Genomic DNA, 25502 nt, shown 5'->3' with positions numbered 1-25502 from the left:
CTGGGCTTACTTGTCCATCTTGGAAAGTTTTTGCTGCAACTCGGCCAACTGCTTCTTGATCTCGTCAAGATCTTCATCGCCGTCACTGTCGCCGTCACCCTCGGCGCCCTGCGTCGCACCGGGCACCGTGCTCATGCCACCCATGCCACCCGTCATGGCCTTCATGAAGGCTTCCTGCTGGGCGCGCATGGCATCCATCCCCGGCATAGTGGCAAGAGGATTGGCCTTGCTCATGTTTTCCATCATCTGGCTCTGCCCCTTCTGGAGCATCTCGAAACTCGCCGCCAGGAACTCGGGGACAACGCTTGTCGCCTGCGAGGTATAGCTGCGCACAAGATCGTTCAGCACGTTGATCGGCAAAACGCTTTCGCCGCGGCTCTCATGCTCCGCGATGATCTGCAAAAGATACTGACGGGTCAGGTCATCGCCCGATTTCAGGTCGATGATCTGCACCTCGCGCCCGTCGCGAATGAACTCGGCAATATCATCCAGCGTCACGTAATCGGACGTCTCGGTATTATACAGGCGCCGGCTGGCATAGCGTTTGATCAATAGCGGCTTGTTGGTCTCGGCCAAGGCACGGTCCTCCCAGAATATGCAGCGCTGCAGCACAGCCTATGCTACCGCAGCACAAAAAGAAAGAGCGAGCCTTGCAGGGCTCGCTCTCGCGCAAACGCATCCTTTTCAGGGAGGAGATGGAATACGTTTTAGTTCGCGCTTACTTGGCAGCGGTTGCTTTCTTGGCAGCCGATTGCACGTCGTCGGTGGCTTTCTTGACGGCTTTCGCTGCGTCTTCCTGCAAGTCCTTGCCGGCGGCCATCATCAGTTCGACGGTATCCATCTGAACTTTCTTGGCGATCTCGGCGAAGGCGGCCATGTTCTCGGCGGCCACTTCGGCATTGGCCGATGCGAAATCGGTCATCGCCTTGGCGTAATCGGCGGGCTCGGCCTTGGCTTTGGTCATGTCCGACATCTTGGCCAGGGTTTCCTTGGTCCATTTGCTCGACAACTCAGCCGATTTCTCAGCCGCGTCCAGGGCAACACCCGAAAGCTTCTCGTTCAGAGCAGCCTGGTTTTTGAAAGCGTCTTCCATCGATTTGGTGTCGACGGGGAAGGCACCCATGATGTCTTTCATCACGGTGTTGAAGTCTTGTGCTTTAGCCATGAGTCAGGCTCCTTGCTATCTCGCTGCGGGAGGATCCCCGCGTTTCTGCGTCTGCAAAGAATATGCATGCCGCAGCGCAGCATTTCAAGTCTTTTTTCTGCACCGCAGCAAATTCCGGCCTGCGCCCGAAAATCGACGCCTTATCAGAGGCTTGCCTTTTTGCGCACATAGCTGCCGGGCGCCGGACCAAGCGGTGGATGCTCCGAATCGCCCGGTTCACGGGCCGGAATCATCTTGCCAGACCGCTTCTTCAGCCATGCTTCCCACCGCGGCCACCACGACCCTTCGTGATACCGCGCACCCTCGCGCCAGCTGTCGGCGTCCTGATCCAGATTGCTGTTGGTATAGTGGCCGTATTTCTTCTTGCTGGGCGGGTTCACGATCCCCGCGATATGGCCTGACTGCGACAGGATGAAGGTCCGGTTCTTCGAACCCGTCTGCTGGAACCCACGGTAACAATCCTTCCACGCGGCAATATGATCGGTCTCGCAGGTCACCGACATCAACGGCACGGTGACATCCTTGATATGCACCGTCTCCCCGCAAATCTCGAACCCGTCGGTGACAAAGGCGTTCTTCTGGCAAAGCCCCCGAAGGTATTGCATCGTCATCGCCCCCGGAAGGTTGGCGCCATCCCCGTTCCAATAGAGCAGATCAAAGGCCGGGGGCGTCTCGCCCATCATGTAACTGCGAATGGCCGGCGTATAGATCAAGTCATTGGACCGCAGGAACGACATGGTTCGCGACATGATGAAGGATCGCAGAACCCCCTGCTCCTGCACTTCGTCCTCGATCCCGTCCACGAAATCCTCCTGTAGGAAGGGTACGAATTCCCCTTGCTCGGAAAAATCCGTCAGCGCGGTAAAGAAGGTCGCCGATTTCACGCTCTTGTCGCCTCGCTTGGCCATCAGCGCCAAGGCCAGGTGCAGGGTGGTCCCCGCAATGCAATAGCCCACGGCATTCACCTGGCTGACACCGCAGATCGCCTTCACCTCCCGAATGGCGGTCATGAACCCTTCGTCCACGTAATCGTCCATGCGCACATCGGCATATGTGGCATCCGGGTTCACCCAACTGACCACGAACAGGGTATAGCCCTGATCGGTGATCCACTTGATCAGGCTGTTCTGTTCCTTGAGATCGAGAATGTAAAACTTGTTGATCCACGGCGGGAAGATCACCAAGGGCGTTTCATGCACCTGCTCGGTGGTGGGGGTGTACTGGATCAACTCCATCATCCGGTTGCGATACACCACCTCACCCGGCGTCGTCGCGATATTCTCGCCCAGCTCAAAAGCGCTGTCATCGGCCAGCCGCACGACCAACTCGCCCTTGTTGGCCTCAAGATCGGCCACAAGGTTCTCCAACCCCTTCACAAGGCTTTCCCCCTCGGTCGCCACCGCCTTTTCCAAGGCGTCAGGGTTGGTCCCAAGGAAATTCGTCGGGCTCATCATGTCGACGATCTGGCTTGAGAAATACTCAAGCCGCCGCTTGTCGACCGGCGACAGGTCATCGGCCTCGGCAACCGCCGCTTCGATGGCCTGCTTGTTCAGGGCATACTGTTGCTTGACGTAATGAAAGTACGGGTTCGTCTCCCAAAGCGGATTGGAAAACCGCTTATCCCCCTTGAGAGGATCATCCTCCGTATCATCGCCCTCGGGCAATTGCCCCTGCATCAACCCTTGCTGCGCCTCCATGAAATGGCGCACCGACTTCCCCCAGTATTCAAGCTGTTTTTCATAAATCTTGCCGGGGTTCTCCAACATCTCCGCCCAGAGCGAGCTGGCCGCCTTGGCAAACAACTCCTGATCGGGACCGTTCAGTGCGGGATTCGCCGGATTGCGTGCCGAAAACGCCTGAACCAAACGCTGCGTCAGTTCTTCGACACGGGCCAGGTTCTCGTTCATTTTCTCAAGATTCTGGCCTGCGACATCCTCTTGCGTTGCCATATTAAAGAATTCCTTTTAACTTTCTGCTATGCAGCATACCGTCGCCCGTGCGGTGGGCGCAGTGCGGCAATACGATCCGGCGACCCCGGAAAACAGGAGACGACGATGCGCTATATGACGACCTACGACCTGATGGAAACATTCCGCAATACCAATCAGTGGTTGGGCGCGTCGGCCCTCTCCATGGCATCCTATCCAATTTTTGCGCTCACGCCAAACCCCGCGCTGCAATGGATGGCCGCCTGGGGCGAAGTGACGGAACGCACTTTCCAGCGCATGGTCGTCAAGCCCGATTGGGGAATTGAATCGATCACCGGCGAGGATGGCCGCGATCATCTGGTCAACGTGGAAACCGTGGTCGAACGCCCCTTTGGCGACTTGATCCATTTCGACGTGACGGGCCGCGAGGAAATGGACCGCCGCGTTCTTCTGGTGGCGCCCATGTCAGGCCACTACGCCACGCTCCTGCGTTCCACCGTCCGCTCGCTCCTGCCCGATTGCGAGGTCTATGTCACCGATTGGCACAACGCCCGCGACATCCCCGTCTCTGCCGGGAAATTCGATGTCGAGGATTACACCCTCTACCTGATGGACTTCATGCGCGAACTGGGCAGCGATCTGCACGTGATCGCCGTCTGCCAGCCCGCACCGCTGACGCTGGCCGCCACCGCCTACCTGGCCGAGCTTGACCCCAAGGCGCAACCGCGCAGCCTCACACTCATTGGCGGCCCGATTGACCCCGATGCGACGCCTACGGACGTTACCGACTTCGGTCGCCGCGTCACCATGGGCCAACTCGAGGAAACCATGATTCAGCGCGTCGGTTTCAAATACTCGGGCGTGGGCCGACTTGTTTACCCCGGCCTGCTACAGCTCAGCTCCTTCATGTCGATGAACGCCGAACGCCACGGTCAGGCCTTCATGGATCAGATCGCCCGCGTCTCGCGCGGCGAAGCCAGCGACCATGACCCGCACAATAAATTCTACGATGAATATCTCGCCGTCATGGACATGCCGGCCGAGTTTTACCTTTCCACCGTCGAACGCATCTTCAAAAACGGCGAGATCGCCAAAAACGAATTTGTCGTAGACGGCCACAAGGTCGATATCGGCGCGATCACCAGCGTCGCGGTGAAAACCGTGGAAGGCGCCAAGGATGACATCTCGGCCCCCGGCCAATGCGTGGCGGCCCTCGACCTGCTCACCGGCCTGCCCGACGGGAAAAAAGCCAGCCACCTCGAACCCGAGGCCGGGCATTACGGCATTTTCGCGGGCCGCAGTTGGCGCAACAACATCCGCCCGCTGGTTCTCGATTTCATCGATGCAAATTCCGAGGCCCCAGCAGAGCGCAACCGCACGAAGCCGCGCAAAGCCAAAGCCAAGCAGAAAGCCGCGAACAAGAACACAGCTGCCTGATCAGGGCCGGTGAATCACGAGTCGGGCCGCCGGATCGCGACCAATTGCACCCCGGAATTGCGCAGGATTTCCATCAAATCACGAAGCGTCAAATCCTCGGCGTTTCTGGCGGATTCCTCTGGGAGGCGCCCCGAATGATGCAAGTCGTGTAAAGCTTGCGCCACCTGCTCTGCACAGCCCGTCGCCAGCGCATCACTGACATAAACTGCCCTCATCCGGGGTTCATCCAGATGGCATGACAAATTCGATTTCAAGCGAGGCTTGCGATCAGACATTCAACAATTCTCAAACTACCTTGACCAGAGACGAATTACGCCAACAAATTCAAAGTTTACAGGTAACCTCGAACAACTTGACGGCACCCCGAAGAATCATAACTCAACCATGAAGAAACCGCAAAGCTCTCTACCTTAAGAAGAAATCAAGATTCCAAACATTTATTTACGTGTTCGCCCCTTCAACCAACGCAAAACCGGCACCACGTCCAGGGCCGCCACCGCCAGGCCCAAGGGAAACATCCAGAACCCAAGTACCGGCAGAAAACCCAAAACACCAAAGCCCATCAGGATCAGCCCCAATAGCAGGCGCATGCCGGGCGGGATGTGCCGCTTGGTCCAAACCTGCACGCGCCTGCGGATGCGGCGAAGCCGCACTCTGGCGGCGCTTTCCCGTTCAGGCATCGGCCCGGGTTTGCAGCACGAATGGCTGAGCAAGCCAGGCCTGCAAGGCGCGCGTCACCGCCTCCGGCGCCTCCAGCGTGGGCAAATGCCCTGCGCCCTCTATCACCTGAAAATCGGCATATGGAATGAGATCCGCCATGAAACCATGTCGTTTTACCGGCGTCAGCTGGTCATGCTCCCCACACAACACAAGCGCCGGCACCTTGCAGCGCCGCAACGTCGATTGGTAATCGCGCCGACGCTGAAGCGCGCGCATCTGCCGGATGATGACCTCTTGCCCGGCACACGCGGCCATCGCTTGCACATCCGCCATCAAGGCGGTGCGCCCGGCCCCGGGCGCAAGGCTCTCGGGCGGCAACAGCCCCTCGACGGCCTCTCCCAAACGTCCCGCCCGCAACTTGATGATCAGAGGCTCATACTCCGCCGCCGATTGTGGTGTCTCGGCCAAGGAATTGGTATCCATCAAGGCGATCCGCGTCACCCGTTCCGGGGCCCTGCGCATGAGTTCCATGGCCACGATCCCGCCCATGGACAGCCCCGCCACCGCGAACCGTCGCGGCAACATATCCAACAGCCCCGAAGCGATCTCTTCGATCCGCTCCCCAAAACTGATGGGCGCGACACTGACCATGGTCTCACGGCTGAGCGCCACCACTTGCGGCGCGAACACCCGCGCGTCACACATCATGCCCGGCAGGAACACCAGCGGCTCACGCATCGTGGAATATCCTTTGTTTCATAGGGGCTGACTGCCCTCTTGCCTCGCCATCCACCTTGACACAGAACACCGGCAGGTCAAGCAAAGGCTGCCAACACTCAACCACTCTCAACGCCGCGTTGCACCCCGGACGCGCGTCCACGTCACACGTGCCCGACCCGCGTGGTCACCTCCTCGATCGAGGTCCCGATCAAGGCCAGGCAGTCGGCATCGGAAAATCGGTGATCGGCACCCTCAACGATGGTCAGGCGCATATCCCCTCCCTCGGCATGGTCCAAAAGCCGCAATGCAACCGACATATCCACATCTTCATCGGCGGTTCCTTGCAAAAATCGAACCGGAAAGGGAAGCGCCAGCGGATCACGCAGAACAAGGTTCTCGCGACCATCCTCGATCAACCGCTTGGTGATGATATAGGGCTCTCCATAGTCACTCGGCAGCGCCACCTGCCCTTCAGCCTCCAGCGTCGCGCGCTGTGCGGCATCAAATCCCGCCCACATGGAATCTTCGGTGAAATCAGGGGCCGCGGCGATGGTCACCATGCCCGCCACGCGTTCCGGCATCGCCCGCGCACACAGCAGGGAAATCCACCCTCCCATGCTCGATCCTACCAAAACCTGCGGCCCCTCGGTCAGCGCCGAAATCACCGCCATCGCATCCTCGGCCCAATCTCCGATGCCGCCAGCGGTAAACTCCTCTGACGATTGCCCGTGCCCGGAATAATCGAACCGCAAAAAGGCCCGGCCCTGCGCCCGAGCCCAATCCTCCAGATACACCGCCTTGGTGCCCTCCATGTCGGATTTGAACCCGCCCAGGAACACCACGCCGGGCCCCTCGCCCTCACTCTGATGATAGGCCAGTCGCCGTCCCTGCGGCGAGGTGTAGAACTCAGGCTGCGTCATTCCTACCTCCCCAATCTGTTCGTTCGGCGCAACCGTCGCCGAAAGCAGGGGGCAGATGCAAGCCGCAAAGGGCCGCGTGTCAGGTAATCGACCCGACCCGCCCTTCTATCCGCCTGAGCGACCATTCCGCCTCACGCGCGGCCTGCGTCATGTTGCCGTTGCTCTCGCCCTCCGAGGCGCACATCTTGCGCGGCGCTTCACGGGTCAATTGAACATATTGCTCAGTCAGGGTTGTCCCATTGTCGGACTGTGCCATTTCGGGGGCTCTCATGCCTCTTGTTGCCATTTACGCCATGCAAAACACGGCATCTCCAGCGTTAACAAAACTGACATAAAAGAAAAATCTCTTTTTGTGACAGGCTGTTACATAGACAATCGCATACATGCGCGCACATCTGCACACATTTCACACCGGCTTGAGCGACAAGGCCATGAAACCGCCTGTCAGGGACATGACCGTAAAACAGCTCAACGCCCCCAATGGGCCGATCCACGTCAGCGCACCCCCCAAAAGCCCAGATAGCAACAAGATCACGCCAATCAGCGTATTGGCCACGGCCGCGTTCACAGACCGTCGGTCTTGCGGCGAAATATCCACAAGGTAGGTTGATCGTGCCTGCCGAACCCCATGATAGGCCACCATCAGACCGAACAGGATCGTCGGAATCACCCAAATCTCTCCGGTCATCTCCGCAAGATGCGCGCCCATCGCGGCCGCCATGGTCAGCGCGCCCAGGACTCCTGCCAGCAACAACATCAGGCGCGAAGACCGATCCGCCATCCAGCCCCAAACATAGGCGCTGATAAACCCGGCCGCCGAGGAGGCCAGCACAAGCGCCCCCAACATACCCAAAGCCGTCGATCCCGCCTGCGTACCCAAGACGACCAGATAAGGCGGCGCCAGCGCCGTCGACACCAAAAGCCCCCGGACCATGATATAGCGGCGCAGGTTCACATCCTCGCGCAGGATGCGCCAATAACTGCTTACATCCGCCGGACCATCGGTTTCGCTATCCTCTTCGCGCAACTGCGCCAACGTCAGCGCTGCCAAAAGCCACATGACCCCGGCGACTGCAATTGCTCCTATAACGGATGTTTTGGTCTGCAACACTCCGGTAACCAGTAGCAAAGCGAAAATGAAAACCACGCCCGAGGCGACCGACCCCGCGCTTCCCGTCACGGCACCACGGCGTGCCTGCCCGACGGTTTTGCCCAGAATGTCCTTATAGGACACGGAACATGCCGCACGCGATATCGCCAGCCCCACAAGGATCAAACATACCGCAAGCCCCGCGGCCCAGCCTTCGACAACCAAAGCAACGCCTGCGATCAATAGTGCGGCAATCCCTTGCCCTGTACTGCCCAGCACCCAGACCCAGCGCCGCTCCCTCATCGATTGCAAATATCCAGCCATCAGGACCTGCGGTAGCAACGCCCCGGCTTCACGGATCGGCACCAGCATCCCGATAAAAGCCGCAGGCACGCCCAAGACCCCCAAAAGCCAGCTCAACACCAACTTTGGATTGATCAGACCGTCAGCCGTTTTGGACAGGCTCAGCGCCATGATATGGCGCACCCCGTTGCCAGCCTCGACAGGGTCGCTTTCGCGCCCTGTCAGGCGTTCGAACAAATGCGGCAAATTCGTCCCTTTGCAGTTCCGTTATCGGTCAACCACCGATGTAGGGCTGCTGGTGCGGGCGGTAAAAGACTTTTTGATTGTGCAAGCGGCCCAAAAGATCATGAATCTGCCGAACCGACTGATCAACCTCTTCGTCAACCTCATCCTGCTCAACCATTTGGCCTGCCAATTCGCTCTTGGTTTGGCGCAAGGCGGTTTCGATCAAGTCCACATCCTCAACAGACAGTTCGAATGTCTCATTATACTTTGGCATGTCTCGCTCCCCCAGATGGCGATGCTCACAAGAAGTTCTCGATAGGTGATATGCGGCAATATACGCATCGTTTCCGACACGGCCAGATCAAATTTTCAACTGCGTCAATGTGTTGCTACTCATCTGGACGGCTCCCTCGGCCCCCTCCCGGATACCGCTGCACACAAAGTGGAAAAGGTTGTTTCCGATCAGAAACTTGTTCGATAAGCACACTATCGAACCCCACTGCATACCGCCGCAGGCGGAAACAGGCCCACCCGATGGCGGGATGCGAGGTGGCGGTGGAAAATGGCGGAAAATCGGGCCGCGTTTCGTACGACTCGTACGACATCTCGGGCGCACCCTTGGATTTTCGTACGAAAATGGGGGGGCCAGCGTACGACTCGTACGACATACCCGTGCTTGACTTGGCGCCGCTCAAAGGCCAAAAGACCCGCGAACCAAACAACCCGCAACCGGGCGTTCCGTGGGCGCCAAACTGACGAGGAGCATCAGGCCAATGGCCCAGATTTCCCTTATTTTTCCGGATGGTAACGCGCGTTCTTATGAGGCTGGCATCACCGCCGGCGAAGTCGCTGCCGACATCTCCAAATCCCTCGCGAAGAAGGCCATATCGGCCACTGTGAACGATCAGCACTGGGATCTCCAATGGCCGATCGATCAGGATTCTTCCATTAATATCAATACCATGAAGGATGAGGCGCCGGCGAACGAACTGATCCGCCACGACCTCGCCCACATCATGGCCCGCGCCGTTCAGGAGCTCTATCCCGGCGTCAAGGTCACCATTGGCCCGGTAATCGAGAACGGCTGGTACTACGACTTCGACCGCGATGAACCCTTCACCCCCGAAGACCTTGGGGCGATTGAGAAAAAGATGAAGGAAATCATCAACCTACGTGACGAGGTCCGCACCGAAATCTGGGATCGCGACCGCGCGATCCAGCACTATCGCGACAATGACGAACCCTTCAAGGTCGAACTGATCGAGGCCATCCCCGGGGATGAACCCCTTCGCATGTACTGGCACGGCCACTGGCAAGACCTCTGCCGCGGCCCGCACCTGCAACACACTGGCCAAGTCCCGGCAGATGCTTTCAAATTGATGTCCGTCGCGGGGGCCTACTGGCGCGGCGACTCCGACCGCAAGATGCTGCAACGCATCTACGGTGTTGCCTTTACGGGGAAGGAAAAACTCAAGAAATACCTGAATTTCCTTGAAGAGGCGGAAAAACGCGACCACCGCAAACTGGGCCGCGAAATGAGCCTTTTCCACATGCAGGAAGAGGCCCCCGGGCAAGTCTTCTGGCACCCCAACGGCTGGACGATCTATACCGCGCTGCAAGACTACATGCGCCGCAAACAGCGCGCAGGTGGCTATAACGAGATCAACACCCCGCAAGTCGTTGATCGCAAACTCTGGGAGGCCTCCGGCCATTGGGACAAGTATCAACACCACATGTTCGTGGTCGAAGTCGACGAGAGCCGCGACGGCGAGAACGACGATGCGTCGGCCAAGAACAAGGATCAGACCCGGATCAACGCACTCAAGCCGATGAACTGCCCCTGCCACGTGCAGGTCTTCAATCAAGGCCTGAAATCCTATCGCGACCTGCCGCTGCGCCTGGCCGAGTTCGGCTCCTGCGCGCGGTTCGAACCCTCGGGCGCGCTGCATGGCATCATGCGGGTGCGCGGGTTCACACAAGACGACGCACATATTTTCTGCACCGAAGAGCAAATTCAGGAAGAATGCGCGCGTTTCATCGACTTTCTCGCGGATGTCTATCGCGAGCTCGGCTTCCCCGAGTTCGAAATCCGCTTCGCCACCCGGCCCGAAAAACGTGTCGGCACCGATGAAAGCTGGGACTACGTCGAAGGCGCGCTCGAAAACGCGATCAAGGCCGTGGGCCGCGATTATACGCTGGAGCCGGGCGACGGGGCGTTTTACGGGCCCAAGCTTGACTTCTACCTGACCGACGCCATCGGACGGGTCTGGCAATGCGGCACCTTCCAGGTTGACCCGAACCTGCCGGAACGCCTTGGCGCAACCTATATTGCCGCCGATGGTGAAAAGCACCGCCCCTACATGTTGCACCGGGCCTGCCTTGGGTCTTTCGAACGCTTCATCGGCATCCTGATCGAGAACTGGGAAGGTAAGCTGCCTTTCTGGTTGGCCCCGCGTCAGGTGGTCGTCGCCTCGATCGTGTCGGAAGCCAACGATTACGTGCAGAACGTCGTCGATCAGTTGAACGCTGCGGGCGTCCGTGCCGAGGCCGACCTGCGCAACGAGAAGATCAACTACAAGGTTCGCGAACATTCGGTGGGCAAGGTGCCGGTGATCCTCGCCTGCGGTATGAAGGAAGTGGAGGACAACACGGTCTCCGTTCGTCGCCTCGGCGAAAAGAAAACCAGTGTCGAGGCTCTCGACAGCACGATCGACGCCTTGTCGAAAGAGGCAACACCACCCGATCTTCTGTAACATTATCCAAAAAACGTATAACGGGCCGTGTAACAAATTACGCGGCCCGTTTGCTTTTTGGCATTTTATTACCTGATTTCAGCACCTTCCCATTCCCGCCGACCTCACGTCACCTGACGCAGCCGTGTTTAACGCGCTCGTGAATAGCCCTGTGATGATCCCTGAACTTACCCTTGCGGCATTGCTGATCCTGCAATCAGGGCAGCGATGAAAGTTGAAACCTTCAAGGGAGATTCCGATTATGTCCAAGACCATGAAAACAGTCGCCATCGCTGGCGCAATGACAGCAGCCTTGGCCGCGCACAGCACGCCTGCCGCCGCTCAAGAGCAAGAGAAATGCTATGGCGTTTCACTGGCTGGCGAGAACGACTGCAAGGCCGGAGCCGGGACCACTTGTGCGGGCACCTCGACCGTGGATTATCAAGGTAACGCCTGGACGCTGGTTGATGCTGGCACCTGCACAGAAATCGAACTTCCCGGCGATCGCATGGGAAGCCTCGAACCGTTGGACCGCGACATGCCGTCCTAAAACCAGTCAGGGTGCGCCCTGTTGGGCGCACCCATGTTCATCTTCTCAAGTTCATCTTCTCAAAAGGTGCCCCATGCTTGATACCGCCCCCCGCTTTCCCGAGCTTCCCCCCGCGCCGGGTGTCGGCTACAAACCCCAGCACTTCAAAGACATACTGGAGGATGCCCGCCCCGTTGAGTGGCTTGAAATCCATGCCGAGAATTACATGGGCGACGGCGGTCGACCGCTGGCGCAACTGCGCCACCTAGCCGAGCGTTTCGCGATTTCCGTGCATGGTGTGGGCCTGAGCATCGGAGGCGAAGGGCGGCTTGACCCCGAGCACCTTGCGCGGCTCAAACATCTGTGCAGCTGGCTTCAACCGGCCAGTTTTTCCGAGCATCTGGCGTGGTCCACACACGATAGTCACTTCCTGAACGATCTGCTGCCCCTGCCCTATACCGCCACCACCCTGCAACGCGTGGCGGATCACATCGACGAGGTACAGGAGGTTCTGGGCCGTCAGATGCTTCTGGAAAACCCGTCGAGCTATCTCGCCTTTGCCGAAAGCACCTATTCCGAGACTGAATTCCTGACCGAAGTGTCGCGCAGAACGGGATGTGGCCTGCTTCTGGATGTGAACAACGTCTTTGTTTCCGCCACAAATCTGAAGCTTGATCCACGTGCCTACATTGACGCCTTTCCCATTGATAAGGTTGGTGAAATCCACCTGGGTGGGCATGATGAGGACGAAGATGACCATGACGCCCCCCTTCTCATCGACAGCCATGGCCGCGAGGTGGCCGACCCGGTCTGGGACTTGCTGGATCATGTGCTTGAGCGCAGCGGCCCGCGGCCCTTGTTGATTGAATGGGACGCCAATGTTCCCGAGTGGCCTGAACTTGCCGCCGAAGCCAAACGGGCCGCGAAGGCCCTTGACAGGGTGCAGGCATGACTGTGGATCAAGATCAGTTTCACGACGCCCTGCTGGACAACACTCGTCCCGTTCCAAGTGGATTGCGCGACGGGCAAGACCGGCCCGCGGGGGCGCGTTTTTCCGTCTATCGCAACAATGTCGCTGTAAGCCTGACTGAAGCCCTCGAAGTCAGCTTTCCCGCAGTCGTCAAACTCATCGGGCCTGAAAACTTCAAAAGGGTTGCCGGCCTCTTTTTGCGCCAGCACCCGCCGACAAGCCCGATGATCATGTACTATGGCGCTAACTTTTCGGATTTTTTAGAGAAGTTCGAGCCCTTACAGCACCTCGGATACTTGGCCGATGTCGCGCGGCTAGAGCAAGCCTTGCGCGAATCCTACCACGCAGCGGATTCAACGCCTGTCGCCCCCGCGGCCTTGTCCGGGTTGTCGGATGAAAAACTGTCCGCTTCCCGTATCATACTGGCCCCCACCCTAAGGGTGGTTCGATCATCCTGGCCCGTTCATGCGATCTGGTCCTACACACTGGAAGACGGTGCGCCCAAACCACACGATGTCGCGCAGGATGTTCTTGTCACCAGACCTGCCTATGACCCAACATGCCACGTTCTTTCCTCTGGTGGCGGGGCTTTCGTCTCGGCACTCATGTCTGGGGCAACCATGGAGGACGCCTTTGAGATTGCCGTGAAAGATGCACCAGACCTCGATCTTGCAGGGCTGCTCACCCTACTGCTCGACACCTCTTCTATTACCGAAGTTCAGGCGGAGGATTAAACCATGCCCCTTTTCTTATCCCTGTATCACACCGCGGCGCGTAAGCTAACGCGCGCCGAATGGCTTCTTCCGACGGTGGCACGGTTCCTCTTTGCGGCGCTGTTTCTTGTGTACTTCTGGGTTTCTGCCTTGACCAAATTGGGGGATGGCCTGTTCGGGATTGTCTCGCCTTCGCTGGGGGCCTATGCACAGATCTTTCCACGCGCCATGGAGGCCGTGGGGTATGATAGCAGCCAGTTGAGCCTGTTTCACACGCTGGTGGTTCTGGCGGGAACCTGGGCAGAATTTCTTTTGCCTTTTCTGATTGTTATCGGTTTCCTGACCCGATTGTCCGCCTTCGGCATGATCGGCTTTGTCATCGTGCAAACCCTGACCGATCTCTATGGCCACGGCGTGATCAACGAGGCATCGACCCTCGGCGCGTGGTTCGACAAGATGCCCGATGCCGTGATCATGGATCAACGCGCGTTATGGATCTTCCTGCTTTTGGTATTGGTGATCAAAGGGGCCGGGCCGCTATCGCTGGATCGGGTTTTGCTCAGAAATGCGCCTTGGGCTCATCCGGCTTCCCCGCCGCGATCGCAAGCAGACCACCCAACACCGTGAACCCAATAGGGAACATGGTGAAGACATTGAAATCAAACGCATAAAACATCGCCCCGGCCGAGATCAGCATAAGCACCCCACCCCAAAGTGCGCGGATCTTGGCCATGGCTCCGCCCGCGATTGCCAGAAGTGGCGACAAAAAGCTCACTGTGCGGATCAGGCCCACGCGGTCCACCTGTTCGGCAAGCCCTTCGATCTCGCCGTATTGGTCCACGAATTCGGTGTAGCCGTAGCTGAAGAAGCCCACGAACAAGGCAAGCAACCCGCCGATAATGCCAAGAACCAAAGCCGCGTTTCGCATCACACTCTCCTAACCGTTTCAACGGAAATAAGCATTTTTCCTGATTATCCAAGCAGTTGAGCTTGCACGTCCTTGCCCCAACCAAGGTAGAAGCGGCCGTCGACATCGATGAGTGGGCGCTTCATCAGGGTCGGGTGGTCGGCCAGCAAATCAAGGGGTGGGCGGGCGCGGGTGGCCTCGTCCAAGCCCCGCCACGTGGTGGAGCGGGTGTTGAGCAGAGCATCACCCAAAGCCTCATAAGCGGAATTCAGCACGTCACCGGGAACGCCCTCGGCGCGGACATCGACGAACTGCGCTTCCGGCAATGATTTCAAGGCCTTGCGGCAGGTGTCACAGGTTTTCAAACCGTACATGATCATCGCATTTCCCCATGTTTTCCGCCTCAATAACGGGCAGCGGGGAAACAGTCACGGGGGTTTCGCTTGCTTTTTACATTGCCCGTGTAATCATCCTTGGGTGCCAATGCTTTACGGGGGTTGGCGCTTGGCCCGGCAGGATCCGGGGACGATGAAGATCAGAAGGAGAAACGGCATGCCCACCGGCACCGTGAAGTGGTTCAACACCACGAAGGGATACGGATTTATCGAGCCAGATCAAGGCGGTAGCGATATTTTCGTCCACATCAGCCAAGTCGAGCGGTCAGGCCTGACCGGGTTGGCGGACAATCAGAAAGTCGGCTATGAATTGGTGGAGGGCAAAGACGGACGCCAGATGGCTGGCGACCTCAAGCCCTTGTAATCAAACCGAAATTTCGGCCCAAGGGCTTAGTAGCAGCCCTTGACGCCCTCGGCGCAGGTATCGACCATGCGGGCGCGCCTGACATGGCGCGGCTTGGCGACCGGATGGCGCATAACCTGTTGATATGATTGGGTTTGATTGGGCTCACCACAGCAGATGACACCGTTCATGGTGATCGGCTGCAAGCCGTTCGGACAATAGTTGGCACCGGATTGGAAGGCATAGATTTTCGGGCCTTCGGCGGCAGCCGGGGCCGCGATGACGGCGGCGAGAAGAGCGGCGGAGAGGGTGAAGCGCATGTGGAACCTCTTGAAAACGCAGGAAAATAATCCAATTACTGCGAGCAATCGTAGCCGATCCCCCGCCCCTGTCAAACCTTTTGGACCCGGGATGGGGACACCTTAGAAACAATCTGAACGAGTGAGTCTTATTGACCACGCCAGCCGGACAGTAGCGCCGTCCAAATTTTCGTACGAGTCGTACGCTTACCCCCCGAGTTTCGTACGAAAATCCGGGGGTGCCGAAACTGTTTCGTACGAGTCGTACGTTTTGTACGCGCATTTTGTACAGAAATCGGGGGACCTGAGGGGCAGCATGTACAAACTGTACAGATTGCCCCTTCCCCCCCAATTCGCCCTGCCCCGAGACCGGCGCACGGTGGTGTCAGGCGGTGTTAACGCATTGCGGGGAGAGTGGCGGCATGTGGTTTCGAGATGTCATAGGTTTTGCCCTGCCCATGGAGCGAAGCACCGGCGCGGAATCGAGGGTCGCAGGCCCGCCGCGCCAAAACCGACGCGCCCCGTCGGCCCAAAGGGGCGCCGACATGATGATGGCACGCCTCCGGCGTGACGCGGCGGCTTTTTGGCCATTGCAGAGCGCCGATTGAGGTTTTTCGGATGTGGCTAGGATAAAGTGCTGCCGCTCATACGGATTCAAACTCCCCCGCGCGCGTCGGCATTGGCGCGGCTCCGGTAAAGTTAGAAGCTGTATTGCAACAGAGGGCCACGCCCGAGCCTGGGAGGGCATTGGGACGGGGGTTGGATGCGTGTCGGTCTAATTAGGGCAGACGGACATTCCCTGTTACAACCGTTGCAAAACGCCCTCCCGGGGGGAGGGTCGGGCGTGGCCCGGCAGAGCCGGGCGGTGTGGGTTGATAGTGGCGTGCAAGCCCCCCAGCGTCGGTTTGTTGGGCAAGCTGAGTTACCCCAACAACTCCTGAAACTCGCGCCATTCGCCTTTGCTCATGCCCGAGGTTTCCTGGGTCACCTCCTCGCCTTTCAGCATCCGGCGGATGCAGTCGAGGCCCTTGGCCGAGAGGGTCGCGCCGCCCATGCGGTAATCCTCGAAGGCGCCATAAGCGGCGGGGACCCAATCGGCGACGATCTTGCAGAGTTCCTCGGCATAGACGCGGATTTCGTATTGGGCGTGGTGGTCGGCGCGCAGACGCAGGAAGTGCAGCAGGTTGTGCAGATCGACCTTCCAATACCATTGGGTATAGACATTGGCGGGCAGGTTCATGCGCGCCAGCTCACGCGCGAGGCCCTGTTGGCCCTCTTGGCTGATCATCTCCTCGTAGTGGTCATAGGCGCGCATGGAATCCTCTTGCAGGAGACGCAGGACGCGCTGTGCCTCCTCGCCCTGCAAGGCCTCACCCCGGCCCTGGTTGTTGGTGGTGGATTGCGCGGCGAGGTGATCGGGGGCGGGAATGTAGAATTCCCGATCGAGGATCGAATAGCGGGCGGAGTATTCGTTGACGTTGGCGGTGCGGTGGCGGATCCATTGGCGCGCCACGAAGACGGGCAGTTTGACGTGCAGCTTGATCTCGCACATTTCAAACGGCGTGGAGTGCCAGTGGCGCATCAGGTAACGGATCAGCCCCGCGTCGTTGCTGACCGATTTGGTGCCCTTGCCGTAAGACACGCGGGCGGCCTGACAGATGGCGGCATCGTCGCCCATGTAGTCGATCACCCGGACAAACCCGTGATCGAGCACCGGGTAGGCGGTATAGAGGTGTTTTTCCATGCCCGGCGCGGTGGTGCGCAGGGTGGATTGCGGCGCGCCGCGCTGTGCGTCGATTTCGGCCTGTTGTTCGGGGCTGAGGGGCATGGGGCTTCCTTTCGTCAAGCGGGGCGAGTCGCGTCAAACTATATATCGCGGAATGGCGGGACAAAACGACAATATGCGGGGTGCTGACCCTCATGCCACAGCCGGGGCATTCCCTGCAACTTTCGAGTGATATTCGATTGACTTTTCTACGAAAACGAAGAATTTTCCCGATTTAGGCGAGTGATTATCACAAGTGCTATTTGAGGTGGGTGTATCATGACACGGTTGTTGGGTAGTGTTTTTTTGCAAGTTTTCTTTCTTGCGGCCTGCGGTGGTGGCAGCAACCCTTTCGATCCCGATGAAGACGTGACCGTTGAAAGCGGTGGGGACACGGAGACGGTCGAGACAGCGGACCCGACCACGGTGAATTCCCTGTTCGCCTTTGCCCCGGACGAGGGGCTGACGCTCAATGATGTCGAATACGACGCGGCGAACGACGAACTGGTGGTGAACAACCTGCCGTTTGACGGGCCCGAGGGCCGGTATGACCTGTTGCAGCAGAATGGCAACACGCGCATTTTCCAAAGCCGCCGCACCGCGACGACCGGGCAGATCGACCACTATGCCGTCTTTATCCCCGGTGACGACGTGCGCGCCGCGGCGGCCCTCGGGGATTGGGGGGATTTCGGCTATGGTGGCGCGAACGTGAAGCGCGACAGTTACGAGTTGCCCTCGGGTGTCGGGGAATACGTTTATCTTGGCACTTATGCCGGGTTGCGCAACAAGAATGACCGGACGGGGATCGAGCTTGTCCAGGGCGATGCGCGGTTGCTGCTGGACGTGCTGGATCTTGATCCCAACGGGAATATCCAGGGCTCGATCATCGGCGAGGTCACCGGCCGGACCCGCACGACCACCGGCGGGGCGGCGCGGGCCGATCTGCCGCCGATTGTCCTCAAACGGGTGTCTTTCGACAACCAGACCGGCACCTTTACCGGGGGCACCGCCGTGACACGCAACCCCCGCGACGGCAGCGATTTCGATACCGGGGATTATCAGGGCTTCATCGGTGGTCCGAATGGCAACGAAATCGCGGCCAGCGTGGTGATCGAGGGGCCCGGTGAAATTCAGGAGGTGTTCTATGAGGAGCTCACCTGGACCAATACCGAGCAAGTCGAAGTGGAAATTGGCAACACTGGCCTGACCGTCATCGAAGAGCGCACCACGAGCGGGACGATCTCGGGATTGAATGCGCAGAACCGCGACGCCATCCAGGAGCAGGTCGATCAGGGGATACAGCTTGGCGTTTTGGGGGCCGATACCAGTGACCTGCCGGCTACCGCCGTGATCGAAAGCAGCGAGACCAAGTCGACCTTCATCACCGGCGACGGGCAGGCGCGGGAGATCGGCGTGATTGCCACCGATGTCGTGGCGACACCGTAAGCGGGGCTGGGGCGCGCGGGGGCATGGCAATGCCGATAGGGTCTGGGCCAGCTTGCTTGGGGACGCCCGAGCGCCGCGTCATGGGCGCGTGGTTGGCCCGCTGTTGCCTGCTGATCCTTGGCCTGCTGGCGGTGGTGGCCCCCGTCCCAGTCACGGCCGAAGAAAGCCGCCTCACGCGCCCCGACGCGCGCGATCTGGCAACGGTGTTCTTGCGGCAGGACCGGCCCATGGCGGCCCATGCCCTGGCCCTTGGCCTGCTGGAGGCCGATGCCCGGGATTATTCCGCCCTGATGATCCTGTCGCGGGCCGAGGCGAAACTGGGCCGTCCGGACAAAAGCGAGATCGCGGCACGCCGGGCCTGGCGGGTGGCAGACACGGGGGACGAGAAATTCGCCGCCGCTTACACCCTGTCGCAGGCCCTGAGCGGGCAAGGCCGCTATGGCGCCGCGCAATGGTGGTTGCGGCGGGCCCGGCAGGCCTCGGACCGGCCCGTGCTGGATCGTGCGGCCAAGGCACAGTTCGCGCGGGTGCGGGCGGCCAACCCGATGACGACGCGACTTGCCTTTTCGGTCAAGCCCTCGTCGAATATCAACGGCGGGCCGACCTCGAACACCTTTACCATTGGCGGGGTCACCTTTGTTGATCCCTCGGCGGTGCCACTCTCCGGGGTGGAGTACAGCAGTTCCCTGACATTGCGGCGGGACATCACGCCGACGGCCGCGAAAGCCGCGCCAAAGCTGCATCTTGGGGTATCGGTGGATGACCGGCGGTATTCCTTGTCGGACGAGGCCAAGAGCGCCGTTCCGACCGCGAAGGCCAGCGATTATGCCTTCACCGAACTGGAGGTCTTTGGCGGGGCGACCCTGCCCGACGCCTCGGGGCGCGCGCAGAGCACGATTGACCTGACACTCGGGCACAACTGGTATGGGCATGACCCGCTTGCGCAATATGCACGGCTTGACCTTGGGCGCGATTGGGCCCTGGGCGGCGGGCGATTGACGGGGCTGGGCCTGTCGTACGAGGACCAGACGCGCCATGACATCCGCGCGCGATCCTCCGAAACCCTGCGGTTCTCGGGGTATTGGCGAACGCCGGTGGCAGGCAAGGGAAAGCTGACGCTGGGGCTGTCGGTGGCGGAGACGACCTCGGACTCCTCGGCGATTGCCCATGACGCGCTTGTGGCCTCGGTGAATTACGCCCCGGAGGCAGAGGTTCTGGGGACGCGGGGCCGGTTTTCGCTGGCCCTTGTCGGGCGGGAGTATGACCGGGCCCGCTATGGTCCCTCGGCGCGCAGCGACCGCAAACTCGTGGCCGGGGCCGAGTTCACCTTTTCCAAGCTGGAATACATGAGTTTTGCGCCCACGCTTGGCCTGAATTACGCGCGCACCCAGTCGAATGTATCGCTATTCGACAGCCGGGAATTCGGCCTGTCGATTGGCTTTCGCTCGACCTTTTGAAGTCTCTGCGCCGCGCCTCCCTCGACAGGCGCAATTGAGCCGCTATCCTTTCGTGGAAGTGCAAACGCAAAGGAGAACCGAGAATGCGCGTGAGATACCTGCACACCATGGTGAGGGTGAAGGACCTGGATAAATCCAAGGAATTCTACGAGTTGCTGGGCCTGAAAGAGGTGCGGCGCATGGATGTGGAGGCCGGGCGCTTTACGCTGGTCTTCATGGCGCCGGAGGGACAGGAAGAGTGCCCGGTTGAATTGACCTATAACTGGGATGGCGATGACGCCCTGCCCGATGACAGCCGCCATTTCGGGCACCTGGCCTATTCGGTGGGGAATATCTACAAGATGTGTCAGCATTTGCAGGACAACGGCGTGACCATCAACCGCCCGCCGCGCGACGGGCGCATGGCCTTTGTACGCAGCCCCGACAATATCTCGGTGGAATTGTTGCAGGAGGGCGAGGCGCTGGAGCCGGCCGAGCCTTGGGCCAGCATGGAAAACACGGGCCATTGGTAAGGCTTGTCGCCGCGATCTGGCTTTGGGCCCTGGCGGCACTGCCCGCCGGGGCCGAGGGCTGTCGGCTGGCGCTGGTCTTGGCTTTGGATGTCTCCTCATCGGTGGACGAGGTGGAGTATGACTTGCAGCGCATCGGGTTGGCCGCGGCACTGAATGCCCCGGAGGTACGCCATGCTGTCCTGCGCGGGGGTACGGGCGCGGTTGCGCTGTCGGTTTATGAGTGGAGCGGACGATACAAGCAGACCGTGCTGCTGGACTGGGTACTGTTGCAGGCGGAGGCGGATATTGACCGGGCGGTCGATGCACTGGCCGGGGCAACGCGCAGCGAGAGCGAATTTCCCACGGCCATGGGTTATGGCATCGGCTATGCCGCGCAGATGCTGTCACGCGCGCCGACCTGCGAGAGGCGGGTGATCGACGTTTCGGGCGACGGGGTGAACAACGAGGGCTTCGGGCCACGCATCGCCTATCGGCATTTTCCCTTGGCGGATGTGACGGTGAACGGCCTTGTCATCCTTGGCCATGACGACGAGGTGCTTGGCTTTTATCGAAACGAGGTGATCCGGGGGCGCAATGCCTTTGTCGAGACCGCCAACGGGTTCGGGGATTTTCGCAATGCCATGACCCGGAAGCTGTATCGCGAGATCAACGATATCATGCTGGGCGGCGCGATCCCCCGGTCGCCGCGCGGATAAGCTGCACGTGGGTTTTGGGGGCGCTGCCCCCGCCGCCCTTCGGGCGCCTCCCCCGGGGTATTTGACCCAAGAAAAAACCGGGCGATGGTGCTTTTTCTTGGCGTAAATACCCCCGCCGGAGGCGTCCATTGCTTGCCAAGAGCACTTGGCCCCCGATTAGTAGATATAACGGATTTGGTCCGTCCAATAGCGTTCGACGCGGCGCAGGGCGCCGGTGATCTGATCGATCCCGTCGAGGCCCAGAACACCCTTGGCCTGCATTCCGTCGGCGTGGCGTTCGAACAGGTCTGCCACCACATCACGGATGCCCCGGCCCTTATCCGTCAGGCGCACCCGAACGGAGCGGCGGTCCACCTCGCAGCGTTGGTGGTGCATATAGCCCATCTCGACCAGTTTCTTGAGGTTGTAGCTGACGTTGCTGCCCTGGTAGTAACCGCGGGTTTTTAACTCCCCCGCGGTCACCTCGTTATCGCCGATGTTGAACAGCAAAAGCGCCTGTACGGCGTTGATTTCAAGCACGCCGACGCGTTCGAATTCATCCTTGATGACATCCAGCAAGAGCCGGTGCAGCCGTTCGACCAGCGCCAGGGCGTCAAGATAGCCTGTCATGAAACCCTGCTTGTTCGCGGGGGCCTCGAAGGGGGTGTGCAAACTCATGTCCGTCTCCATGCGATACTGCTCGGGGAGGACATTGGGATAAATTGCCGAATAATCGGTTAAACCCTGCGGGGAGCGTGTAAAATCCGAATTATTTGGCGCCGCTTGCGTTGGACAGCCGGGCGATGTCGGCGATCATCTGGGCCAGCGCGTCGGGTGCGGAGGCCTGCCCCGTCACCCATTGGTAGAGGTCCTGATCGTTTTCCGACAGCAGCGCATCGTATGTGTCGAGGCTGGCCTTGTCCAATTCGGGCAGGCGCGTTTCGGCGTAGCGGCCAAGGATGATGTCCATTTCCTTGATGCCACGCCGAATGGAGCGCATGTAGAGCCGTTTGAGCCGGATGTCGGGGGTTTCGTCAGGCACCCGCCTCGTCCTTGAGTTTGGAGCGCAGGGTTTTTTCCAGACGGCCCAGGCGGTCGACATATTGCGCCATATGGGTGCGGATGTCGCGAATCTCGGTCAGCATCTCGGTAACGTCGCGCGACAGTTCGCCTTCCTCGCCGGGCGCGTCGGGGCCTTCGCCCTCGCCCGAGAGCAGCCACAGGAGCGAAACATTGAGCAACCCGGCCATCATCGACAGTTTGTTGGCGCGCGGTTCGCTCAGGTCGTTTTCCCAGCCTTTGAGGGTTTTGAGTTTCACGCCAAGGCGTTTGGCCAGTTCCGCCTGCGACATGCCCGCCTGTTCGCGGGCCCCGGCGACGCGGTCGCCGAAGGTGGTGGCCTCGGGGTCGAACCAGCCATCGTTGGTTTGCTCGTTCATCGGGTTTCCTTTCGCGTGATCGTGCAGGGTGCTTGATACGTCTTGTCGCGGACTCTAAGACATTCGAAGAAGTGATACAAACCGGAGCTTGTCATGAACCCTCTTTCCGCGACACTATCGCGCGTCAAACCGTCTCCGACGATCGCTATGACCGCCAAGGCGGCGGAATTGCGCCGGGCGGGCAAGGACGTGATCGGCCTGAGCGCGGGGGAGCCGGATTTCGACACGCCCGAGCATATCCGCGCGGCGGGCATCCGGGCCATCGAAGAGGGCAAGACACGCTATACCGCGCCCGATGGCATCCCCGAGTTGAAAGAGGCGGTCTGTGCCAAGTTCAAGCGCGACAACGGGCTGGATTATTCCCCGGCGCAGGTGAGTGTTGGAACGGGCGGCAAGCAGATCCTCTACAACGCGCTGATGGCGACGCTGAACCCCGGGGACGAGGTGGTGATTCCCGCCCCCTATTGGGTCAGTTACCCCGATATGGTGTTGCTGGCGGGTGGCACGCCGGTGATTGCCGAGGCCGGGGTCGAGACCAATTTCAAGCTGACGCCCGAAGCCTTGGAGGCCGCGATCACCGAGAAGACCCGGTGGTTCATCTTCAATTCGCCCAGCAATCCCACCGGGGCGGGGTATGCGTGGGATGAGTTGAAGGCGCTGACGGATGTTTTGATGCGTCATCCCCATGTCTGGGTGATGAGCGACGATATGTATGAGCATCTGGCCTATGACGGGTTCGACTTCTGCACGCCCGCGCAGGTGGAGCCCGGGCTTTATGATCGCACCCTGACCTGCAACGGGGTCAGCAAGGCCTATGCGATGACCGGCTGGCGGATCGGATATGCCGCCGGGCCGGAGGTGTTGATCGGGGGGATGCGCAAGATCCAGAGCCAGAGCACCTCGAACCCCTGCACGATCAGCCAATGGGCGGCGCTGGAGGCGCTGACCGGGCCGCATGATTTCATTGCCGAAAACAACGCGGTCTTCAAACGCCGTCGCGATCTGGTGTTGGCGCGGCTGAATGCCATCGAGGGGATCACCTGCCCGGTGCCGGAGGGGGCGTTTTATGTCTATCCGTCGATTGCGGGGCTGATGGGCAAGACCAGTGCGGGGGGCGCAACGATCAAGACTGACGAGGAGTTCGCCACCGCCCTTCTGGAGGAGGAAGGCGTGGCCGTGGTCTTTGGTGCGGCCTTTGGGTTGTCGCCCGCGTTCCGGGTGAGTTACGCCACCTCGGACGAGATGCTGGAGGAGGCCTGCACCCGGATCGAGCGGTTTTGCGGGGGGCTTCGGTAAGGCCGCGCGCGCCGGATTACATTGATCCGAATGCCGCAGGCGGGGCGAAAAGCGCCCCCCGTGGCACGGGCAATATTGATCAGACCGCCGATTTGTGGATTGTAACGGCCTAAAGACAGCATGATGCACGCCACAAAGCGTGTCGTTAGACAGGGGGCACCATGGCCGGAGACCTGCCGGAATATTACTTCAGGGTCCGCGAGAACGGCGCCTTCGTGTTCCGTGTCGATACCGAGAACCGGCAGCGGCGGATCGACATGGACCAGATCGCCGTGGTCAATATCCGCAAAGCCGAGATCAAACCGCATGGCGACCGCGAGTTGAGCGAAGCCGATATTGCCGCCATCGAGGAATGGATGGCCGAGCGCGCCGAAATCCTCGCCCATCGTGACATCGACGATATTTTACGGGCGGTGGATTACCTGAACACCACGACCCATTGGGCGCAGTCGCGCGCCACGGACGAGCAATTGGAAGAGATCACCGACGCCCTGTTGCTGGCGATGCACGATCTGCGCACGGTTCTGGTGCGCAAAAAGGCGGATCGCTTGATGAAGGGTGAATGAGTTTCGGATGCGTGGCTGACGCTTAGCCGAAGTGCTTCACATGACGATTTTGAGGCCTGTTGGGACTTTCGATCTTGAAGGTCCAGCGCGGAATCAAGGCCGAAGACCGCCGCGCATCGCTGAGCCGCGGCTATTGCAATGTCGGCCCCGCCCGCGCCAAGCCGTCATCGGCTTTGCCCACAGGATCGTCCCGCCAGCCTTTGGTCCCGGCCCTCACTCCAGCTTGGCCGCGCCTGTCACCGGGCCGTGGCCCGCTTTCTGGATCAGGACAACGACGGGGCGGTCGCCCTTGATCGGATATGTCAGGCGCAGGGGTTTGGCCCCGCTCCATGTGCCCAAGGGTTCCATCTTGGTGACGATATTGGCGTAGCTGAGGGTGCGGCCCGCGTTTTCGCCGGATTTGATCGCCACGCTGGCCTTGGGTTCATAGCGGAACAACGTCACATCCATGCGCCCCGGTGACGGGTCACGGGGCGTGGCCAGAATGTGCAGTGTGTCGCCCTCGCGGCGCAGGTCGAGTTTCACGGGGTTGGGTGTTGCGCGATGTTTCGCGATGGCGGCGGCCACGGCTTCGGGTTTGGTCCCCGCGACACCGTAGGTACCATCGACCATCATCTGCGGCGTATAGACCATGCGATGCCCCTGGGCCTTGGCATAGTATTTTTGCCGGGCGGTATGGGCGGGGCTGGCGAAGCTGTCTTTCCAGCCGATGTAATCCCAGTAATCCACGTGCAGGGCCAGTGCCACGACGCCATCTTGCGCCGCCAGTTCATGCAGGTAGGCATCCGCGGGCGGACAGGAGGAGCAGCCCTGCGAGGTGAACAGCTCGACCACCACGGGCCCGGGCCCTTCGGCCATAGCGGGGCTGGCCAGCATCAGCATGGCGACAATCCAGCGGCGCAGATATGGCATGGTGGGGTCCTGTGTTCGTGACGGTTCTGACTACCTCATATGTTTTATGTACACATGGCTGAAACAGCCAATCAAGGTTTCGTCAGTAGCCGGTGAGAC

Annotated in this window: 31 protein-coding genes; 13 read left to right on the top strand and 18 right to left on the bottom strand. The window is 60.0% G+C overall.

The genetic code is table 11. The features are described 5' to 3' along the window. Positions 1–6 precede the first annotated feature (6 nt). The 3 genes from phaR to FDP25_RS13500 all read right to left on the bottom strand — a co-directional run bounded on the left by phaR (position 7) and on the right by FDP25_RS13500 (position 3114). On the bottom strand, positions 7–576 hold the full coding sequence (gene phaR / locus FDP25_RS13510; RefSeq protein WP_154152703.1) for a polyhydroxyalkanoate synthesis repressor PhaR: 570 nt from the start codon (positions 574–576) through the stop codon (positions 7–9). 142 nt (positions 577–718) lie between these two features. Next, positions 719–1165, bottom strand: coding sequence for a phasin family protein (locus tag FDP25_RS13505; RefSeq protein WP_154152700.1), 447 nt, complete (start codon positions 1163–1165; stop codon positions 719–721). 143 nt (positions 1166–1308) lie between these two features. After that, positions 1309–3114: a PHA/PHB synthase family protein gene (locus FDP25_RS13500; RefSeq protein ID WP_154152697.1), complete on the bottom strand. Its 1806-nt coding sequence runs from the start codon at positions 3112–3114 to the stop codon at positions 1309–1311. Between the two features lie 105 nt (positions 3115–3219). Here FDP25_RS13500 and phaZ point away from each other — a divergent pair, with 105 nt between their 5' ends. Then, on the top strand, positions 3220–4530 hold the full coding sequence (phaZ, locus tag FDP25_RS13495; RefSeq protein ID WP_154152694.1) for a polyhydroxyalkanoate depolymerase: 1311 nt from the start codon (positions 3220–3222) through the stop codon (positions 4528–4530). Between the two features lie 14 nt (positions 4531–4544). On the opposite strand, the gene FDP25_RS13490 is transcribed toward phaZ, so the two are convergent. From FDP25_RS13490 to FDP25_RS13460, 7 genes are all read right to left on the bottom strand, one after another. Next, positions 4545–4745, bottom strand: coding sequence for a hypothetical protein (locus FDP25_RS13490; RefSeq protein WP_154152692.1), 201 nt, complete (start codon positions 4743–4745; stop codon positions 4545–4547). Between the two features lie 222 nt (positions 4746–4967). Further along, positions 4968–5183: a hypothetical protein gene (locus FDP25_RS13485; protein WP_246175845.1), complete on the bottom strand. Its 216-nt coding sequence runs from the start codon at positions 5181–5183 to the stop codon at positions 4968–4970. 19 nt (positions 5184–5202) lie between these two features. Then, positions 5203–5928, bottom strand: a complete 726-nt coding sequence (locus FDP25_RS13480; RefSeq protein ID WP_154152686.1) for an alpha/beta fold hydrolase — start codon at positions 5926–5928, stop codon at positions 5203–5205. Between the two features lie 143 nt (positions 5929–6071). Further along, positions 6072–6830, bottom strand: a complete 759-nt coding sequence (locus tag FDP25_RS13475) for an alpha/beta fold hydrolase (protein ID WP_154152684.1) — start codon at positions 6828–6830, stop codon at positions 6072–6074. A 79-nt stretch (positions 6831–6909) separates the two neighbouring features. Further along, the gene (locus FDP25_RS13470; RefSeq protein WP_172982803.1) at positions 6910–7101 is read right to left on the bottom strand and encodes a hypothetical protein; all 192 of its coding nucleotides are present in this window, start codon (positions 7099–7101) and stop codon (positions 6910–6912) included. Positions 7102–7236: 135 nt separating this feature from the next. Then, a complete protein-coding gene (locus tag FDP25_RS13465) occupies positions 7237–8469 on the bottom strand; it encodes an MFS transporter (RefSeq protein ID WP_154152678.1) in 1233 nt (410 codons plus the stop codon). Between the two features lie 28 nt (positions 8470–8497). After that, complete coding sequence (locus tag FDP25_RS13460) at positions 8498–8722, bottom strand: hypothetical protein (RefSeq protein ID WP_154152675.1); 225 nt, start codon at positions 8720–8722, stop codon at positions 8498–8500. A gap of 499 nt (positions 8723–9221) precedes the next feature. Between FDP25_RS13460 and thrS the strand changes: the two genes are divergently transcribed. The 5 genes from thrS to FDP25_RS13435 all read left to right on the top strand — a co-directional run bounded on the left by thrS (position 9222) and on the right by FDP25_RS13435 (position 14019). Continuing rightward, on the top strand, positions 9222–11201 hold the full coding sequence (thrS, locus tag FDP25_RS13455; RefSeq protein ID WP_154152672.1) for a threonine--tRNA ligase: 1980 nt from the start codon (positions 9222–9224) through the stop codon (positions 11199–11201). 241 nt (positions 11202–11442) lie between these two features. Further along, positions 11443–11730, top strand: a complete 288-nt coding sequence (locus tag FDP25_RS13450) for a BufA1 family periplasmic bufferin-type metallophore (RefSeq protein WP_154152669.1) — start codon at positions 11443–11445, stop codon at positions 11728–11730. A 73-nt stretch (positions 11731–11803) separates the two neighbouring features. Further along, entirely contained in the window at positions 11804–12661 is an 858-nt protein-coding gene (gene bufB, locus FDP25_RS13445; RefSeq protein WP_154152666.1) for an MNIO family bufferin maturase, read from the top strand. Then, positions 12658–13413 (top strand): HvfC/BufC N-terminal domain-containing protein, encoded by a 756-nt coding sequence (locus tag FDP25_RS13440; protein ID WP_154152664.1) that lies wholly within the window; start codon positions 12658–12660, stop codon positions 13411–13413. The genes bufB and FDP25_RS13440 overlap by 4 nt, the downstream gene beginning before the upstream one ends. Before the next feature lie 3 nt (positions 13414–13416). Continuing rightward, the gene (locus FDP25_RS13435; protein WP_154152661.1) at positions 13417–14019 is read left to right on the top strand and encodes a DoxX family protein; all 603 of its coding nucleotides are present in this window, start codon (positions 13417–13419) and stop codon (positions 14017–14019) included. Here the strand turns inward: FDP25_RS13435 and FDP25_RS13430 are convergent. Next, the gene (locus tag FDP25_RS13430) at positions 13952–14320 is read right to left on the bottom strand and encodes a hypothetical protein (protein WP_154152658.1); all 369 of its coding nucleotides are present in this window, start codon (positions 14318–14320) and stop codon (positions 13952–13954) included. The genes FDP25_RS13435 and FDP25_RS13430 overlap by 68 nt on opposite strands. Before the next feature lie 44 nt (positions 14321–14364). Further along, positions 14365–14679 carry an arsenate reductase family protein gene (locus FDP25_RS13425; RefSeq protein ID WP_154152655.1) on the bottom strand — a complete coding sequence of 105 codons (315 nt, stop codon included), beginning with the start codon at positions 14677–14679 and terminating at the stop codon, positions 14365–14367. A 172-nt stretch (positions 14680–14851) separates the two neighbouring features. Here FDP25_RS13425 and FDP25_RS13420 point away from each other — a divergent pair, with 172 nt between their 5' ends. Then, positions 14852–15058 carry a cold-shock protein gene (locus FDP25_RS13420; RefSeq protein WP_154152652.1) on the top strand — a complete coding sequence of 69 codons (207 nt, stop codon included), beginning with the start codon at positions 14852–14854 and terminating at the stop codon, positions 15056–15058. Positions 15059–15084: 26 nt separating this feature from the next. Here FDP25_RS13420 and FDP25_RS13415 read toward each other — a convergent pair whose 3' ends face one another. Together FDP25_RS13415 and thyX are read right to left on the bottom strand one after the other, a co-directional pair. Further along, on the bottom strand, positions 15085–15357 hold the full coding sequence (locus FDP25_RS13415) for a hypothetical protein (protein WP_154152649.1): 273 nt from the start codon (positions 15355–15357) through the stop codon (positions 15085–15087). A gap of 901 nt (positions 15358–16258) precedes the next feature. Next, positions 16259–17164: an FAD-dependent thymidylate synthase gene (gene thyX / locus FDP25_RS13410; RefSeq protein WP_154152646.1), complete on the bottom strand. Its 906-nt coding sequence runs from the start codon at positions 17162–17164 to the stop codon at positions 16259–16261. 216 nt (positions 17165–17380) lie between these two features. On the opposite strand from thyX, the gene FDP25_RS13405 reads away from it, so the two are divergent. The 4 genes from FDP25_RS13405 (at position 17381) to FDP25_RS13390 (ending at position 21211) form a co-directional block, all read left to right on the top strand. Further along, a complete protein-coding gene (locus FDP25_RS13405; protein ID WP_154152642.1) occupies positions 17381–18547 on the top strand; it encodes a hypothetical protein in 1167 nt (388 codons plus the stop codon). 56 nt (positions 18548–18603) lie between these two features. Then, complete coding sequence (locus FDP25_RS13400; protein WP_154152639.1) at positions 18604–20004, top strand: porin family protein; 1401 nt, start codon at positions 18604–18606, stop codon at positions 20002–20004. 83 nt (positions 20005–20087) lie between these two features. After that, positions 20088–20516, top strand: a complete 429-nt coding sequence (locus FDP25_RS13395) for a VOC family protein (protein WP_154152636.1) — start codon at positions 20088–20090, stop codon at positions 20514–20516. Beyond that, entirely contained in the window at positions 20510–21211 is a 702-nt protein-coding gene (locus tag FDP25_RS13390) for a DUF1194 domain-containing protein (protein ID WP_154152633.1), read from the top strand. Before FDP25_RS13395 ends, FDP25_RS13390 begins: the two co-directional genes overlap by 7 nt. A 156-nt stretch (positions 21212–21367) precedes the next feature. On the opposite strand, the gene FDP25_RS13385 is transcribed toward FDP25_RS13390, so the two are convergent. The 3 genes from FDP25_RS13385 to FDP25_RS13375 form a co-directional block, all read right to left on the bottom strand. Continuing rightward, positions 21368–21868: a MarR family winged helix-turn-helix transcriptional regulator gene (locus FDP25_RS13385; protein ID WP_246175844.1), complete on the bottom strand. Its 501-nt coding sequence runs from the start codon at positions 21866–21868 to the stop codon at positions 21368–21370. A 91-nt stretch (positions 21869–21959) separates the two neighbouring features. Further along, entirely contained in the window at positions 21960–22190 is a 231-nt protein-coding gene (locus FDP25_RS13380; protein ID WP_246175930.1) for a succinate dehydrogenase assembly factor 2, read from the bottom strand. A 34-nt stretch (positions 22191–22224) separates the two neighbouring features. Beyond that, the gene (locus FDP25_RS13375; RefSeq protein ID WP_154152623.1) at positions 22225–22629 is read right to left on the bottom strand and encodes a helix-turn-helix domain-containing protein; all 405 of its coding nucleotides are present in this window, start codon (positions 22627–22629) and stop codon (positions 22225–22227) included. Positions 22630–22722: 93 nt separating this feature from the next. Between FDP25_RS13375 and FDP25_RS13370 the strand changes: the two genes are divergently transcribed. Both FDP25_RS13370 and FDP25_RS13365 read left to right on the top strand, forming a co-directional pair. Continuing rightward, positions 22723–23925: a pyridoxal phosphate-dependent aminotransferase gene (locus FDP25_RS13370; protein WP_154152620.1), complete on the top strand. Its 1203-nt coding sequence runs from the start codon at positions 22723–22725 to the stop codon at positions 23923–23925. Positions 23926–24086: 161 nt separating this feature from the next. Further along, positions 24087–24491 carry a hypothetical protein gene (locus FDP25_RS13365; RefSeq protein WP_154152616.1) on the top strand — a complete coding sequence of 135 codons (405 nt, stop codon included), beginning with the start codon at positions 24087–24089 and terminating at the stop codon, positions 24489–24491. Positions 24492–24704: 213 nt separating this feature from the next. Here FDP25_RS13365 and FDP25_RS13360 read toward each other — a convergent pair whose 3' ends face one another. Further along, on the bottom strand, positions 24705–25403 hold the full coding sequence (locus FDP25_RS13360; RefSeq protein WP_154152613.1) for a DUF1223 domain-containing protein: 699 nt from the start codon (positions 25401–25403) through the stop codon (positions 24705–24707). Between the last annotated feature and the right edge of the window lie 99 nt (positions 25404–25502).

Source organism: Roseovarius bejariae (genome assembly GCF_009669325.1).
Lineage (GTDB): Bacteria > Pseudomonadota > Alphaproteobacteria > Rhodobacterales > Rhodobacteraceae > Roseovarius > Roseovarius bejariae.
The sequence above is the reverse complement of the archived record's forward strand: the minus strand, read 5'-3'. Positions and strand labels throughout refer to the sequence as shown.